The organism is Pantoea sp. BR_17 (genome assembly GCF_041955125.1).
GTDB classification, from domain to species: domain Bacteria; phylum Pseudomonadota; class Gammaproteobacteria; order Enterobacterales; family Enterobacteriaceae; genus Pantoea; species Pantoea stewartii.
The window spans coordinates 79,346-94,389 of sequence record NZ_JAVAXT010000001.1 but is presented as its reverse complement, the minus strand read 5'-3'; the positions used below and the strand labels follow the sequence as shown (position 1 = coordinate 94,389).

Here is a 15,044-nt window from a genome sequence, read left to right as displayed (position 1 = left end):
TCTGGTCAATTAAGCTGGCGCTAGCGTCGAAGGGGGGATGACTTCCTCGGTGAGTCTCAGTATTGTATCTGACAAAAGCGCCTTTACTGGACGTCTTCCGGGCGCAGTGCCACAGTTCTGACACACTCGAATGTATAATAATACCTCTGTGTGGTAATCAGTATCTGACGGGCTAATACCTTAAAAAGTAACGATTCAGCTCAGTTCCAAAATTCAAAGGAATCTCTATGTCCCGACGTTTAAGAAGAACCAAGATCGTAACCACTCTCGGCCCAGCCACTGACCGCGACAACAATCTCGAAAAAATCATTGCTGCTGGTGCCAACGTTGTGCGTCTTAACTTTTCACACGGTACGCCCGAAGATCACCAGATGCGTGCCGATAAAGTGCGTCAGATTGCGGCAAAACTCGGTCGACATGTGGCCATTCTGGGCGATTTGCAAGGCCCTAAAATTCGTGTCTCCACCTTTAAAGAAGGTAAAGTCTTCCTGAACGTGGGCGACCGATTCCTGCTTGATGCGGCGCTGGGCAAAGGCGAAGGCGATAAAGAACGCGTCGGCATTGACTATAAAGGTCTGCCCGAGGATGTGGTACCCGGCGATATCCTGCTGCTGGATGATGGTCGCGTCCAGCTGAAGGTGCTGGAGGTTCAGGGCGTCAAAGTGTTTACCGAAGTAACAGTAGGTGGCCCGCTTTCTAACAATAAAGGCATCAACAAACTGGGCGGAGGCCTGTCGGCTGAAGCCCTGACGGAGAAAGACAAAGCCGATATTATCACGGCCGCCAAAATCAACGTGGACTATCTGGCGGTGTCCTTCCCGCGTTGTGGTGAGGATATGCACTATGCCCGCCGTCTGGCGCGCGATGCGGGCTGTGACGCGTTAATGGTCGCGAAAGTAGAACGTGCCGAAGCGGTCGCCTCGCAGGAAGCCATGGATGACATCATTCTGGCCTCTGACGTGGTGATGGTTGCCCGTGGCGACCTGGGCGTGGAAATTGGCGATCCGGAACTGGTCGGGATTCAGAAAGCCCTTATCCGTCGTGCGCGCCAGTTGAACCGTACCATCATCACCGCGACACAGATGATGGAATCAATGATCACCAATCCTATGCCGACCCGCGCTGAAGTCATGGACGTCGCCAACGCCGTGCTGGACGGCACCGATGCGGTAATGCTGTCAGCCGAAACCGCTGCCGGTCAGTATCCGGCGGAGACCGTTGCCGCCATGGCAAAAGTCTGTCTGGGTGCCGAGAAAATCCCAAGCGTGAATGTCTCTAAACACCGTCTGGATGTGCAGTTCGATAATATCGAAGAAGCGATCGCCATGTCAGCCATGTACACGGCGAACCACCTGCAGGGCGTGACCGCCATTATTACCATGACGGAATCCGGTCGTACGCCATTGATGACCTCACGTATCACATCAGGTTTGCCGATCTTTGCCATGTCGCGCCACGAACGTACGCTGAATATCACCGCGCTGTATCGCGGCGTGACGCCCGTGTTTTTCGACAGCGATAACGAAGGCGTGGCCACCGCCCATGACGCCGTTAATCTGCTGCGTGACAAAGGCTTCCTCGTCTCCGGTGATTTAGTAGTCGTCACGCAAGGGGATGTGATGGGGGCAACCGGCACGACTAACACCGGCCGGGTGCTGCGCGTCGATTAATACCGCTTTTCATACACATCTGTATTACCATTTAAACGCGGCTGCCTTGCAGTCGCGTTTTTTGTTTTTTCATAAGGAGGCCAGATGGCCCGTTATCAACCCATCCGCCAGTTGACCGGACGCGTGATGCTGTTTCCGCTGGCGATGGTGCTTTATGAGTTCGCCACCTATATTGCTCACGATATGATCCAACCCGGCATGTTGCTGGTCACCGCCGAATTCGACGTAGGCGATCAGTGGGTTTCCACCTCTCTCACGGCCTATTTACTGGGTGGCGTGGTTTTACAATGGCTGCTTGGCCCGTTGTCCGATAAATATGGCCGCAGGCCTGTGCTGCTGTCCGGCATTCTGTTTTTTGCCGCCGCCTGTATTCTGACTACCTGGGTCAGCGACATTGAGCAGTTCGTCAGTCTGCGTTTCCTGCAGGGAATTAGCCTGTGTTTTATTGGTGCGGTCGGCTATGCAGCCATTCAGGAAGCGTTCGAGGAAGCACTGGCCGTGCGCATTATGGCGCTGATGGCGAATGTCGCCCTGCTGGCACCGCTCGCCGGGCCTCTGGCCGGCGCCGCCTGGCTCACGGTCGGAAGCTGGCGCAGCATGTTCTGGCTGTTTGCCGCCTGCAGCGCCGTGGCGTTTATCGTACTCTGGCGGGTCATGCCTGAAACCGCCGGCGATCGTCACCAGTCCATTGCGCTGCCGGTGCTGGCGCGCAATTATGGCCGACTGATAAAAGATCGTCAGGTGATGTTTGGTTCCTTTGCCATCGGACTGGTTTTCATTCCCATTCTGACCTGGGTGGCCCTGTCCCCGGTCATTCTGATGCGTGATGAAGGACTTTCACGAATGGAGTACGCCATGCTCCAGCTGCCGGTATTTATGGCAATGATTGCCGGTAACCTGACCCTGAGCAAACTGGTTGGCCGGATGCCGATTGAGCAACCCGTGAAATTTGCCGCCTGGCCCATATTACTCGGGTTAAGCCTTGCTTTATTTTCCACGCTGATAAACACACACAGCTATTTGTTGATTACCGCAGGATTAAGCCTGTACGCGTTCGGCGGCGGGATGGTGAATGCCGGACTTTACCGGCTGACGCTCTATGCCAGCGATGAAGGTAAAGGCAGCGTCGCGGCCATGCTGGGCATGATCAGCATTTTGACACTGGCTACCGGCATTGAGCTGGCGAAGCACTTCTATTTTAGCGGTGGGGTGATCTGGTTTAGCCTGATCAACTTTATCAGTGGTGTCCTGTGGTTTGGCCTGGTGCTGATGTTTCTGCGGGAACGCAGGCGTCACGCCAAAGTAACGCCCGTCTAAATCAGAAAGGCCGCCATGCGGCCTTTCTTTATTTACGAGGATAAAGCTCGTCTCGCGAGTAGGGTTCGACATCACCCGCTTTTCGGGTTTTAAGCAGTTTCAGTATCCAGGTATATTGTTCCGGATGCGGACGCACAAACACTTCTACCTCTTCATTCATCCGGCGCGCCAGTTGACGGTCATCCGCTTCGAGTAAGTCATCCATCGGCGGACGAACGTAAATTTCCAGCTTATGCCTTGCTCCGTTATACACCGGAAACAGCGGCACGACGCGGGCGCGACAGACTTTCATCAACCGGCCAACGGCGGGTAAGGTAGCTTTGTAAGTGGCAAAGAAGTCGACAAACTCACTGTGTTCCGGCCCGTGATCCTGGTCAGGCAGATAATAGCCCCAGTAGCCCTGACGGACCGAACTGATAAACGGCTTAATGCCATCGTTGCGCGCATGCATACGACCACCAAAACGACGGCGGACACGGTTCCAGACATAGTCCACCAGCGGATCGCTCTGGTTATGGAACATCGCGGCCATTATCTGTCCCTCTGAGGCCAGCAGCATGGCCGGAATGTCCACAGCCCAGCCATGCGGCACCAGAAAAATCACGTTCTGCTTGTCGGCCTGCAGTTGATCAATGATTTCCCGACCGTGCCACTCAACCCGCTGTCGGATCTGTGCCGGATCGCGCATACCCAGCTCGGCCATCATGGCCATGGCTTGCGGTGCGGTGGCAAACATCTGATCGACGATCGCGTCACGCTGAGATTCGCTTAATTCAGGCAGGCAGTAATAGAGATTGATGAGCGCACGGCGACGCGCGCCCTTCGCCAGCTTACCAGCAAACTTGCCGAGCCCTCCCAGAAGCGGATCGCGCACGCGAGGCGGCATCAATGCAATACCCGCCAGCGCGCCAATGGCCAGCCAGCTGCCCCAGTATTTTGGCTTTAAAAAAGAACGTTCAAAAACGGGAATAAATTCAATGTTATTTTTTTTACGGGTTTCCATGCACTCGCCTCAATCAATGACGGGCTAATGATAGTGGCGACGAGTAAATTTGCAATCATCCTGCGCCAGAGATAAAAAAGTCGACGGCCATGCCGTCGACGTTATCAAAGTATTTACTTCATCCCCAACTGCGGTAACCAGCCTTTGACCTGAGCAAGATACTGCGAACGATCTTTGCCCGTCAGACCTTCCATGCGCGGCAGCTTGGCCGTCAGGGGATTAACAGCCTGATTATTAATCCAGATCTCAAAATGCAGATGCGGTCCGGTTGAACGGCCGGTATTGCCGGAGAGCGCAATACGATCGCCACGCTTTACCTTTTGCCCCGGTTTCACCAGCACTTTTTTAAGGTGCATGTAACGCGTCATATACTGACGGCCGTGACGGATGGCCACATAGTTACCGGCGGCACCGCCGTTTTTGGCCACCACGACTTCGCCATCGCCCACAGCCAGCACAGGCGTACCAACCGGCAGCGCGAAATCGACACCTTTGTGTGGTGCAATTCGGCCCGTCACCGGATTAAGACGGCGCGGATTAAAGTTCGACGAGACACGATACTGTTTCACAGTGGGGAAACGCATAAAGCCCCGCGCCAGGCCCGCACCGCTGCGGTCGTAATATTTGCCGTCTTCGGCCCGGAACGCGTAATAATCTTTGCCGCCGCTGCGCAAACGCACACCCAGTAGCTGGCTTTGCGCGCTCTTGCCTTCCAGCATTTCGCGCGACATCAGCACGCTGAATTTATCGCCCGCGCGTAACTTACGAAAATCCATCTGCCACTGCATGGCTTTGATCACGCTGCTGGCCTCTGCACTGCTTAAACCGGCACGCATAGCGCTGGCGGCAAAGCTGCCGCGGACTTCGCCCTGAATCACACTGTTGCGCCATTCACCCTTTTGCATCTGCGACTGCATGCTAAAGCCACCTTTATCGGTGCGCGTATAGGTGCGGGTTTCACGACGCGAGATTTCCCAGGTAAAGGTATCCAGTGCGCCGGCATCATTGAGCGTCCAGCTGAGCTGCTGACCGACCTGCAAATTACGCAGATCTTTATCGCTGGCCACCAGCGCATTAATGTCGCTCATGTCGATGCCATACTGGTTCAGTGCGCTGCTGAGCGTGTCACCAGAGGAGACGGTGTAATCGTGCGTGCCTGCCGTATCGGCGACATCCTGATCGACGTCGTCTGAAGGCAGTTCTTCATCGGGTTCGGGCGTGGTTTGATCGATAGGTTCACTGGCTTCAGGAAGCAGTGTGCGAAACTCGTTTTTGTCTAACTCAATGGCTTTGACGATGGGCGTAACATCATCATTCGGATGGTAAACATAAGGCCGCCAGACTGCGACGGCCAGAGTAACAACGGTTAACGATCCCAGCATAACGCGGTGGGGGCGCGGCAAATTATTAAATGCGAGGGCGACAGAGCGGGCTATCTGCTGCACGTTAAACTATTCCTCTATGCTCCTTTCAGGCAGGTCTCATACTGGCTCGACAGCTGTGAGAGGAATTTCACATAGCTGTCTTTTCCTAAGCTGATGTCTGTGCCCAGTGGATCGAGCGTGCCTTTACGCACCTGCGTTCCACGGGCAACAGCATCGATGACCGCCGGCCTGAATTGTGGCTCAGCAAAGACGCAAACGGCCTTTTTCTCAACCAACTGTGTTCGAATTTGATGTAAGCGCTGTGCACCCGGTTGAATTTCTGGGTTAACGGTAAAATGCCCGGTGGGCGAGAGACCGTAGTGTTTTTCAAAGTACGTGTAAGCGTCGTGAAAAACGAAATACCCTTTATCTTTAACGGGGGCAAGCTGTGAGATAATGCGCTTATCTGTGTCCGCTAATTCTGCCTCAAAATGCTGCAGGTTGGCGTCAAGTTTGGCTTTATCCTGCGGCATAAGTTCCAATAATTTTTCATGGATTGCAACCGCGGTTTTTTGCGCGATTTCAGGTGACATCCACAAGTGCATATTAAACTCACCGTGATGGTGATGATGCTCTGCATCGTGATCGTGCTCTGCTGCCTCATGGTCATCGTGATCATCGTCTTCACTGCCCCGCAGCAGCATCGTTTTTACGCCGGGAATTTGTACTATCTCAAGATTCTTTTTTTCTGGCAGGGCGGCGGCTGATTTGGTCATAAACGCTTCCATTTCTGGTCCCACCCAGACCACTAAGTCCGCGTTTTGTAAGCGTTTTACATCAGACGGACGCAGGGCATAATCATGTTCGGATGCGCCATCAGGCAGCAAGACCTCCACCGGTGTTACCCCGTCCGCAATCGCAGAGGCAATGAAGCCAACAGGCTTAATGGAGGCCACTACATTGGCATGAGCGGGCAAAGCAACGGCGGTAGCAAAAGCAAGCGCAGCCAGGGTAAAACCCACCCCTTTTTTATTATGTAACATAATGCGTCATTCCTTCGTCATCAACAGATTGGATGTGATATTATAACATTCGAAATTCTGCGCAACCTGTAAATCTTATGCCATCACTTGTCACACTTGAAAATGTCTCCATCCAGTTTGCTCAACGCACCGTCCTGTCTGGCGTGAGCCTGGCGCTTCATCCTGGTAAAATTTTGACGCTGCTGGGTCCCAATGGCGCGGGTAAATCGACGCTGGTGCGCGTGGTACTCGGCCTGCTCGCGCCCTCATCCGGTCAGGTGCATCGCAGTGCGAACCTGCGTATTGGTTATGTGCCTCAGAAACTGCACATCGATCCGACGTTACCGGTTACCGTCGAGCGTTTTATGCGTTTGTCACGTGGCGCACGTCATCAGGACATTCTGCCTGCGCTCAAACGCGTTCAGGCCGGTCACCTGCTGACCTCTCCCCTGCAGAAACTGTCCGGTGGCGAAATGCAGCGCGTCCTGCTTGCGCGTGCGCTGCTTAATCAGCCACAGTTGCTGGTGCTGGATGAGCCGACACAGGGCGTGGACGTCAATGGTCAGGTCGCGCTCTATGATTTGATTAACCAGCTTCGTCATGAGCTGAACTGTGCGGTATTGATGGTCTCTCATGATTTGCATCTGGTCATGGCCAAGACAGACGAAGTGCTGTGCCTCAATCATCATATCTGCTGTTCCGGCACGCCCGAGGCTGTCTCTCAGCATCCGGAATTTATTGCCATGTTTGGGCCACGCGGCGCACAGGAACTGGCTATCTATCGTCATCACCATAATCATCGTCACGACTTAAAGGGACGTATCGTACTTCGTAAGGGACCGGGTCCACTATGATTGAATTATTGCTACCGGGCTGGCTGGGCGGCGTCATGCTGGCGCTGGCTGCCGGTCCTCTGGGTTCGTTTGTCGTCTGGCGCAAGATGTCTTACTTTGGCGACACACTGGCGCATGCCTCACTGCTGGGCGTTGCGTTTGGTTTAATGCTGGATGTAAATCCTTATTATGCCGTGATTCTGGTCACGGTTTGTCTGGCGCTGGGGCTGGTCTGGCTGGAACGCCGACCGCATCTGGCCATTGATACCTTGCTGGGCATTATGGCGCACAGTGCGCTGTCACTGGGACTGGTGGTCGTCAGCCTGATGTCGAATGTGCGGGTCGATTTGATGGCCTACCTGTTCGGCGATTTGCTGGCGGTCACCCCTGCCGATCTCGGGGCAATGGCTGCGGGCGTAGGTTGTGTTTTAGCGGTCATGGCCTGGCAGTGGCGCGCGTTGCTGTCGATGACCATCAGCCCCGAACTGGCGCAGGTCGATGGGGTGAATATTCAACGCACCCGGTTAATCCTGATGCTGGTGACCGCGCTGACTATTGGCGTGGCGATGAAATTTGTCGGGGCGCTGATCATCACCTCGCTGCTGATTATCCCGGCTGCGACGGCGCGACGCTTTGCACGTTCACCGGAAATGATGGCCGCAATTGCGGTGCTGATCGGGGTAATGGCAGTGACCGGCGGGTTAACCTTCTCGGCGTTTTATGACACGCCTGCGGGGCCGTCTGTGGTGCTGTGCGCAGCCATACTGTTTATCGTCAGTATGGTGCGCAAACCGGCGCTGTGATTACGCCTCTTTGGTGATACCGAAATGACGGTAAGCATGCTGCGTGGCCATCCGGCCGCGCGGTGTGCGTTGAATAAAGCCCTGCTGAATCAGGAAGGGCTCGATGACATCTTCGATCGTTTCCCGCTCTTCACCAATCGCCGCCGCAAGGTTATCCAGACCCACCGGCCCGCCGGTGAATTTATCAATAATCGCCAGCAGCAGTTTACGATCCATATAGTCGAAACCTTCGCTGTCAACGTTAAGCATGTCCAGCGCGGTCACTGAGACTTCGCCGCTTAAGTTACCGTTTGCCCGCACTTCTGCAAAATCACGCACCCGGCGTAACAGTCGGTTAGCAATACGCGGCGTGCCGCGAGAGCGACGGGCGATTTCAAGGGCCCCCTCCTCGCTCAGCGCCAGGCCCAGACAGGCGGCACTGCGCCCGACAATATGCTGCAAATCTTTCACCTGATAGAATTCCAGCCGCTGCACGATACCAAAACGATCGCGCAGGGGCGACGTCAGTGAGCCCGCGCGCGTAGTGGCACCAATCAGCGTAAACGGCGGCAGATCAAGCTTAATCGAGCGCGCTGCCGGACCCTCGCCAATCATGATATCCAGCTGATAGTCTTCCATCGCCGGATACAGCACTTCTTCAACGACCGGTGACAGGCGGTGAATCTCATCAATAAACAGCACATCATGCGGCTCAAGGTTAGTCAGCATCGCCGCCAAATCGCCCGCTTTCTCCAGCACCGGACCGGAGGTGGTGCGCAGATTGACGCCCATCTCATTAGCCACAATGTTCGCCAGGGTGGTTTTTCCCAGCCCGGGTGGGCCAAAAATCAGCAAATGGTCCAGCGCATCGCCACGCAGTTGGGCCGCTTTGATAAAAATTTCCATTTGCTCCCGCACCTGCGGCTGGCCGACATACTCGGTCAGCATCTTAGGCCGGATGGCGCGGTCGAGGCTCTCTTCTTCGCTAACGCTGGCGGCGGAGATCAGGCGATCGGCTTCAATCATGAATTACCTCAAATAGCGGCGCGGAGCGCTTCGCGAATTAATGTTTCACAATCCGCGTCAGGGCGACCCACTTTGCTGATCATGCGGCTCGCTTCCTGCGGTTTATAACCCAGGGACACCAGCGCTGCAACCGCTTCCGCTTCGGCGTCGTTGGTTTCGGGTTCCGGGCCCGGCGTGGTCAGCGTAAAGGCCGAGTCACCGCCAAACAGATCGCCATGCATCCCTTTAAAGCGATCCTTCATCTCGACAACCAGACGCTCGGCGGTTTTCTTGCCCACACCCGGCAGTTTGACCAGCGCGGCAATCTCTTCTTTTTCCACCGCCGTGACAAACTGCTGAGCGGACATGCCCGACAGAATAGCGAGCGCCAGTTTCGGCCCAACGCCGTTGACTTTTATCAGTTCGCGAAACAGGGCACGTTCCTGTTTGCTGTTAAAGCCGAACAGCAGTTGCGCGTCTTCACGAACCACAAATTGCGTAAAGATTATCGCTTCGTGATTAAGCTCAGGCAGTTCATAAAAACAGGTCATTGGCATATGGACTTCATAACCAACGCCATGCGCCTCCAGCAGGACCAGCGGTGGCTGCTTTTCCAGAATGGTTCCCCGTAAACGACCTATCACCTGATGCCTTCCTTATTCAACGTATGTGGCGGAATTTATACCATAAAAAAGGCTGGATGAATATCCAGCCTGACGGGCATATTGCGGGGATTACCGTTAGCGCTGCCGCAGCCGGCCGCGGGTCAGCACCAGCGTGTTCTCACTCATGCGCGCGGCATTCTGTGCAACATGGCAGTGCGTAATCGCGATAGCCAGCGCATCGGCGGCATCAGCCTGCGGACTGGCTGCAAGCTTCAGTAAAGATTTGACCATATGCTGAACCTGACTTTTTTCTGCCCCGCCGGTTCCGACAACCGTCTGCTTCACCTGACGTGCGGCATATTCGAACACCGGCAGGTCATGGTTTACCGCCGCGACGATGGCGGCACCGCGCGCCTGGCCAAGCTTCAGCGCCGAGTCGGCGTTCTTCGCCATAAACACCTGCTCGATGGCGAAAAAATCAGGCGAAAACTGCGTGATAATTTCGCAAACGCCAGCATAGATCAGCTTCAGGCGCGCCGGCAATTCTGTCGTATTGGTGCGGATACAGCCGCTGCCCAGATAGGTGAGCTGGCGGCCGGTCTGACGAATCACCCCGTAACCGGTGACGCGTGAACCGGGGTCAATCCCCAGGATAATAGACATGACGCGTCTCCAGCCAGCGATGAAAGCGGTACAGCATTACAGCGTTTCCGCCACCTCATCGGAGATCTCACCGTTGTGATAAACCTCCTGCACGTCGTCGCAGTCTTCCAGCATATCGATCAGACGCAGCAGTTTCGGTGCGGTTTCCGCATCCATTTCCGCTTTGGTTGACGGAATCATCGCAACTTCCGCCGTATCCGCTTTCAGACCGGCGGCTTCCAGCGCATCGCGCACGGTGCCCATCTCTTCCCAGGCGGTGAAGACATCGATAGCGCCATCATCATACGCCACCACGTCCTCTGCACCGGCTTCCAGCGCGGCTTCCATCACCGCATCTTCATCCTGGCCTGGCGCGTAAGAAATCACGCCTTTTTTGCTGAACAGGTAAGACACGGAGCCATCGGTTCCCAGGTTGCCGCCGGTTTTGGTGAACGCATGACGCACTTCACCCACCGTACGGTTTCGGTTATCACTCAGACACTCGATCATGATGGCCGATCCCCCCGGACCGTAACCTTCATAGATGATGGTTTCCATGTTGGAATCATCTTCGCCGCCCACGCCGCGTGCAATCGCACGGTTCATGGTATCGCGTGTCATGTTATTAGACAGCGCTTTGTCCATGGCAGCACGTAAACGTGGGTTAGAACCGGGATCGCCCCCACCCAGTTTCGCGGCGGTCACCAGCTCGCGAATGATTTTGGTAAAGATTTTACCGCGCTTGGCATCCTGAGCAGCCTTGCGGTGCTTGGTATTCGCCCATTTACTATGTCCAGCCATCTTGCATATTCTCCGATCTTAACAATCGCACGGGCTATCTGACTTACGATCCGCCTCCCGACAGTGCCTGCCATCCTCACGTCGTTATAAACGTTCCGGTTGCACTGCACTGACGGTCGCGGCTTCGCGATACCGATGATGCCCGACTCTTCAATTTTAACGGCGCCGGTTTATCACCGGCACCCGGTTTAGGGAACGAAGGATGAGCTTCGTCGAATTCGTGAAATTTAACGTTACTGCCGTCTGAAAAACGCGTTACGGCAGGCATTCAGATAAATTCCTCAATCGCCTGGCGGTTACTCCAGGACTTGGTCAGGGCAGCAGCAGCGGCGGGCTCAAGCCAGCGCGCGGCAAGATGCTCGGTGAGCAGCAGGTCGCGCTCTGCGGGTAACGCCAGCCTGAACCAGTGTTCACGGTTATGCGTAATGCCCGGTGCGTAACGGTGGCGATAGTGCGGGAAAATTTCAAACTCGATCTGTTTGTGACAGTCTTCCAGCACTAACTTTTCGTCCGCAATGTTGATGGACAGCTCCTCTGACACCTCACGCTCGGCCGCCTGGCGCGGGGTTTCCCCGACTTCCAGGCTGCCTGTGACCGACTGCCAGAAGCTGGCATCATCACGTCGCTGCAGCATTAACACCCGGCCAGTATCTTGCGCAAAAATCACCACCAGCACCGATACCGGATGTTTATTGCCCATTACTTGTTCTCTGACTTTTCTTTCTTCGGCGCCACCAGAATGCCCAGATCCAGCAACGCGGCAGGATTGGCTTCGCTCGGTGCTTCGGTCATCATGCACGCGGCGGCGGTGGTTTTCGGGAATGCGATAACATCGCGAATGTTATCGGTGCCGGTCAGCAGCATCGTCAGACGATCCAGACCAAATGCCAGGCCCGCGTGCGGTGGTGTACCGTATTTCAGCGCGTCAAGCAGGAAGCCAAACTTCAGGCGCTGCTCCTCTTCGGTGATCCCGAGGATACTGAACACCGTCTGCTGCATTTTGCTGTTGTGAATACGCACGGAACCGCCGCCCACTTCGTAGCCGTTAATCACCATGTCGTAGGCATTTGCCACCGCCTGAACCGGATCGCTGGCCAGCGCCTCTGCGGTCATGTCTTTCGGTGAGGTGAACGGATGGTGCATCGCAGCCAGACCGCCTTCTTCATCTTCCTCAAACATCGGGAAGTCGATTACCCACAGCGGTGCCCAGGCGTTTTCGTCGGTGATCCGCAAATCGCGGCCGACTTTCAGGCGCAGCGCACCCAGCGCATCCGCCACGACTTTCGCGCGATCGGCACCGAAGAAGATCAGGTCGCCATCCTGTGCGCCCGTGCGGTTCAGTATCGCTTCCACGATGTCGGCACTGAGGAACTTGGCCACCGGACTCTGCACGCCCTCGAAGCCGTTGGCACGTTCGTTAATCTTCATCCACGCCAGCCCTTTGGCCCCGTAGATTTCAACAAACTTGCCGTATTCGTCGATTTGCTTACGCGTCAGCGCCGCACCGCCGGGCACGCGCAGCGCAGCTACGCGGCCTTTCGGGTCATTTGCGGGACCCGCAAAGACCTGGAATTCGACGCTTTTCAGCAGATCGCCTACGTCCACCAGCTCCATCGGGTTGCGCAGGTCAGGCTTGTCCGAACCAAAGCGATGCATGGCTTCGGCAAAGGTCATCTTTGGAAACGCCCCCAGATCCACCCCTTTGATGTCCATCCACAGTTCACGAATCAGACGCTCCATCTTCTCACGCACCTGTTCGGCGGTCATGAAGGAGGTTTCAACGTCGATCTGGGTAAACTCTGGCTGACGATCAGCACGCAGGTCTTCATCACGGAAGCACTTAACGATCTGATAATAGCGGTCGAAGCCGGACATCATCAGCAACTGCTTGAACAACTGCGGTGACTGCGGCAGCGCATAGAACTTCCCTTTGTGCACACGGCTGGGCACCAGATAGTCGCGCGCGCCTTCTGGCGTTGCTTTAGTCAGCATCGGCGTTTCAATATCCAGAAAGCCTTCGTTATCCATAAAGCGACGCACAAAGCTGGTGATTTTCGCACGGGTTTTCAAACGCTGCGCCATCTCCGGACGACGCAGGTCCAGATAGCGATACGTCAGACGCGCTTCTTCGCTGTTGGTCTGGTTAGAATCCAGCGGCAGAGGGTCAGCACGGTTGATGATGGTCAGCGCGTGGGCGAACACTTCCACGTCGCCGGTCGCCATGTCGCTGTTTCGGTTCTTTTCGTCACGGGCACGGACGGTACCGGTGATCTGGATACAGAATTCGTTACGCAGTTCAGATGCCAGCTGGAACGCTTCTTGATGATCGGCATCGAAAAACACCTGGGCGATGCCTTCACGGTCGCGCATATCGATAAAGATCAGGCTTCCCAGATCGCGACGGCGATTGACCCAGCCGCAAAGCGTAACTTGCTGACCCACATGAGACAGATTGAGCTGTCCACAATACTCTGTACGCATAACACTATCCTTTTAACTTCGCCGCTGCAGCAGACAGCACCAGGCCGCGTAACCTTATTAGGTGCTGTCGCAAAAAAGGCCGCTATTATAATGGAAAAAGGCTGACAGGATAAGTGGAGCCACGCTAAAGCACGGCATTTCCTGTTCCCTTTTCACCGGGTTGCGTCAATATACTGCCTTACAGGATAATTACCATCACACTCAACGACAGGAGTCAGGCGTGACACTTCGTATCGGTTTGCCGCAATGGCACCACGCACACTGGAAACGCTGGGGAATTGAAACCCTGGCGGACTACGCGCGTTATTTCCAGACCGTTGAGGGCAATACCACGCTGTATGCACTGCCGGATCCCGAAACCGTGTTGCGCTGGCGGGATATGACGCACGAACAGTTTCGCTTCTGTTTTAAATTCCCCAGCACAATCAGCCATCAGGCAGCACTGCAAAACACCGATGACTTACTGACCGACTTTTTTCGCCTGATGCATCCGCTTGCCGATCGCATCGGTCAGTACTGGCTCCAGTTGCCTGCCAGCTTTTCTCCCGCCCAACTCAGCGATCTGTGGCGTTTTCTGGATAGTCTGCCCGCCTCTTTTTCCTATGGCGTGGAAGTGCGGCATGCCGCTTTTTTCGCGAAAGGTGAGGCTGAGCGCGCGCTGAATCGTGGCCTGCTCCAGCGCGGCGTCAATCGTGTGGTGCTGGACAGTCGTCCGGTTCACGCCTCAACGTCACAAAGCGCGGCGGCGCTGCACGCCCGCCAGCAAAAACCGCGCGTCCCGCCGCATGCGCTGTTAACAGGACCGCGCCCGATGATCCGCTTTGTCGGCAGCGATAGTCTTGAAGAAAGCCTGCCGCTGTTTCGCATCTGGCTGACGAAACTGGCTGAATGGCATACGCAAAGTGAACCGCTGGTCTTCATTCACACGCCCGACATGGGCCAGGTCTTTCCGCTGGTGCAGGCCTTGTGGCCTGAACTGCAAAAAATTGATGCCAGCATCGGTCCCGGGCCGGACTGGCCGCAACAGGATTCGCTATTCTGATAGCGACCGGCAGCATCACACCTCTGGCAAAAGTAAAAATAAGGAATCAATAATGATAAGCGCGTTATATGTGGTGATCGGGGCCTTACTGATCATGAAATTTACCCTGAATGTTGTGCGCTTACGGCGACAGCATCATGTGGCTTATGGCGATGGCGGTCATCACGATTTACATATGGCCATCCGGATTCACGGCAATGCCATTGAAACGATCCCGCTGGGGTTATTATTGCTGATTGTGCTGGAGATGAACGGCGCGAATATCTGGATGGTGCACCTGACCGGCATCCTGTTTTTCATTGGCCGGGTGTTGCATGCACAGGGCCTGCGCAGCGATGTCATGAGCAAACGCAAATATGGCATGATGCTGACGTTATTCTCGCTGTCCGGTATGGTAATTTTTAACCTGATTTACCTGCCCTGGCCACTCTTGCTCAGCTTGCGTTAATGTTAACGGCGTAAAGGGTGCAGGCCGCG

The 15,044-nt window shown here is 55.2% G+C and carries 15 protein-coding genes; 6 read left to right on the top strand and 9 right to left on the bottom strand.

Annotated features, from left to right (window positions below; all coding sequences use genetic code 11):
- Positions 1 to 227: 227 nt before the first annotated feature.
- Positions 228 to 1,670, top strand: coding sequence for a pyruvate kinase (gene pyk / locus RAC60_RS00390; RefSeq protein ID WP_033741964.1), 1,443 nt, complete (start codon positions 228 to 230; stop codon positions 1,668 to 1,670).
- 84 nt (positions 1,671 to 1,754) lie between these two features.
- On the top strand, positions 1,755 to 2,987 hold the full coding sequence (locus RAC60_RS00385; RefSeq protein WP_375092428.1) for an MFS transporter: 1,233 nt from the start codon (positions 1,755 to 1,757) through the stop codon (positions 2,985 to 2,987).
- A gap of 28 nt (positions 2,988 to 3,015) precedes the next feature.
- On the opposite strand, the gene lpxM is transcribed toward RAC60_RS00385, so the two are convergent.
- The 3 genes from lpxM to znuA form a co-directional block, all read right to left on the bottom strand.
- Positions 3,016 to 3,990, bottom strand: a complete 975-nt coding sequence (gene lpxM / locus RAC60_RS00380) for a lauroyl-Kdo(2)-lipid IV(A) myristoyltransferase (protein ID WP_375092427.1) — start codon at positions 3,988 to 3,990, stop codon at positions 3,016 to 3,018.
- A gap of 113 nt (positions 3,991 to 4,103) precedes the next feature.
- Entirely contained in the window at positions 4,104 to 5,435 is a 1,332-nt protein-coding gene (gene mepM / locus RAC60_RS00375; protein WP_033741971.1) for a murein DD-endopeptidase MepM, read from the bottom strand.
- A 14-nt stretch (positions 5,436 to 5,449) separates the two neighbouring features.
- Positions 5,450 to 6,397: a zinc ABC transporter substrate-binding protein ZnuA gene (znuA, locus tag RAC60_RS00370; protein ID WP_375092426.1), complete on the bottom strand. Its 948-nt coding sequence runs from the start codon at positions 6,395 to 6,397 to the stop codon at positions 5,450 to 5,452.
- Between the two features lie 77 nt (positions 6,398 to 6,474).
- On the opposite strand from znuA, the gene znuC reads away from it, so the two are divergent.
- Both znuC and znuB read left to right on the top strand, forming a co-directional pair.
- A complete protein-coding gene (gene znuC / locus RAC60_RS00365; RefSeq protein ID WP_033741975.1) occupies positions 6,475 to 7,230 on the top strand; it encodes a zinc ABC transporter ATP-binding protein ZnuC in 756 nt (251 codons plus the stop codon).
- On the top strand, positions 7,227 to 8,012 hold the full coding sequence (znuB, locus tag RAC60_RS00360; protein ID WP_033741977.1) for a zinc ABC transporter permease subunit ZnuB: 786 nt from the start codon (positions 7,227 to 7,229) through the stop codon (positions 8,010 to 8,012). The genes znuC and znuB overlap by 4 nt, the downstream gene beginning before the upstream one ends.
- Here znuB and ruvB read toward each other — a convergent pair whose 3' ends face one another.
- The 6 genes from ruvB to aspS form a co-directional block, all read right to left on the bottom strand.
- The gene (gene ruvB / locus RAC60_RS00355) at positions 8,013 to 9,017 is read right to left on the bottom strand and encodes a Holliday junction branch migration DNA helicase RuvB (protein ID WP_006120271.1); all 1,005 of its coding nucleotides are present in this window, start codon (positions 9,015 to 9,017) and stop codon (positions 8,013 to 8,015) included.
- Positions 9,018 to 9,025: 8 nt separating this feature from the next.
- On the bottom strand, positions 9,026 to 9,640 hold the full coding sequence (ruvA, locus tag RAC60_RS00350; protein ID WP_006120270.1) for a Holliday junction branch migration protein RuvA: 615 nt from the start codon (positions 9,638 to 9,640) through the stop codon (positions 9,026 to 9,028).
- A 96-nt stretch (positions 9,641 to 9,736) separates the two neighbouring features.
- Positions 9,737 to 10,264, bottom strand: a complete 528-nt coding sequence (ruvC, locus tag RAC60_RS00345) for a crossover junction endodeoxyribonuclease RuvC (protein WP_033741979.1) — start codon at positions 10,262 to 10,264, stop codon at positions 9,737 to 9,739.
- A gap of 36 nt (positions 10,265 to 10,300) precedes the next feature.
- Entirely contained in the window at positions 10,301 to 11,044 is a 744-nt protein-coding gene (locus tag RAC60_RS00340; RefSeq protein ID WP_006120268.1) for a YebC/PmpR family DNA-binding transcriptional regulator, read from the bottom strand.
- A gap of 268 nt (positions 11,045 to 11,312) precedes the next feature.
- The gene (gene nudB, locus RAC60_RS00335; protein ID WP_006120266.1) at positions 11,313 to 11,744 is read right to left on the bottom strand and encodes a dihydroneopterin triphosphate diphosphatase; all 432 of its coding nucleotides are present in this window, start codon (positions 11,742 to 11,744) and stop codon (positions 11,313 to 11,315) included.
- Positions 11,744 to 13,525 (bottom strand): aspartate--tRNA ligase, encoded by a 1,782-nt coding sequence (aspS, locus tag RAC60_RS00330; protein WP_375092425.1) that lies wholly within the window; start codon positions 13,523 to 13,525, stop codon positions 11,744 to 11,746. Before aspS ends, nudB begins: the two co-directional genes overlap by 1 nt.
- 220 nt (positions 13,526 to 13,745) lie before the next feature.
- Between aspS and RAC60_RS00325 the strand changes: the two genes are divergently transcribed.
- Positions 13,746 to 14,567: a DUF72 domain-containing protein gene (locus RAC60_RS00325; protein WP_058701781.1), complete on the top strand. Its 822-nt coding sequence runs from the start codon at positions 13,746 to 13,748 to the stop codon at positions 14,565 to 14,567.
- 52 nt (positions 14,568 to 14,619) lie between these two features.
- Entirely contained in the window at positions 14,620 to 15,015 is a 396-nt protein-coding gene (locus tag RAC60_RS00320) for an MAPEG family protein (RefSeq protein WP_058701780.1), read from the top strand.
- The last annotated feature ends 29 nt before the right edge of the window (positions 15,016 to 15,044 follow it).

Excerpts from the sequence above, each read along its gene's own strand:
- pyk (WP_033741964.1), top strand. The coding sequence starts at position 228 with ATGTCCCGACGTTTAAGAAGAACCAAGATCGTAACCACTCTCGGCCCA.
- RAC60_RS00385 (WP_375092428.1), top strand. The coding sequence starts at position 1,755 with ATGGCCCGTTATCAACCCATCCGCCAGTTGACCGGACGCGTGATGCTG.
- lpxM (WP_375092427.1), bottom strand. The coding sequence starts at position 3,990 with ATGGAAACCCGTAAAAAAAATAACATTGAATTTATTCCCGTTTTTGAA.
- znuA (WP_375092426.1), bottom strand. The coding sequence starts at position 6,397 with ATGTTACATAATAAAAAAGGGGTGGGTTTTACCCTGGCTGCGCTTGCT.
- znuC (WP_033741975.1), top strand. The coding sequence starts at position 6,475 with ATGCCATCACTTGTCACACTTGAAAATGTCTCCATCCAGTTTGCTCAA.
- znuB (WP_033741977.1), top strand. The coding sequence starts at position 7,227 with ATGATTGAATTATTGCTACCGGGCTGGCTGGGCGGCGTCATGCTGGCG.
- ruvB (WP_006120271.1), bottom strand. The coding sequence starts at position 9,017 with ATGATTGAAGCCGATCGCCTGATCTCCGCCGCCAGCGTTAGCGAAGAA.
- ruvC (WP_033741979.1), bottom strand. The coding sequence starts at position 10,264 with ATGTCTATTATCCTGGGGATTGACCCCGGTTCACGCGTCACCGGTTAC.
- RAC60_RS00340 (WP_006120268.1), bottom strand. The coding sequence starts at position 11,044 with ATGGCTGGACATAGTAAATGGGCGAATACCAAGCACCGCAAGGCTGCT.
- nudB (WP_006120266.1), bottom strand. The coding sequence starts at position 11,744 with ATGGGCAATAAACATCCGGTATCGGTGCTGGTGGTGATTTTTGCGCAA.
- aspS (WP_375092425.1), bottom strand. The coding sequence starts at position 13,525 with ATGCGTACAGAGTATTGTGGACAGCTCAATCTGTCTCATGTGGGTCAG.
- RAC60_RS00320 (WP_058701780.1), top strand. The coding sequence starts at position 14,620 with ATGATAAGCGCGTTATATGTGGTGATCGGGGCCTTACTGATCATGAAA.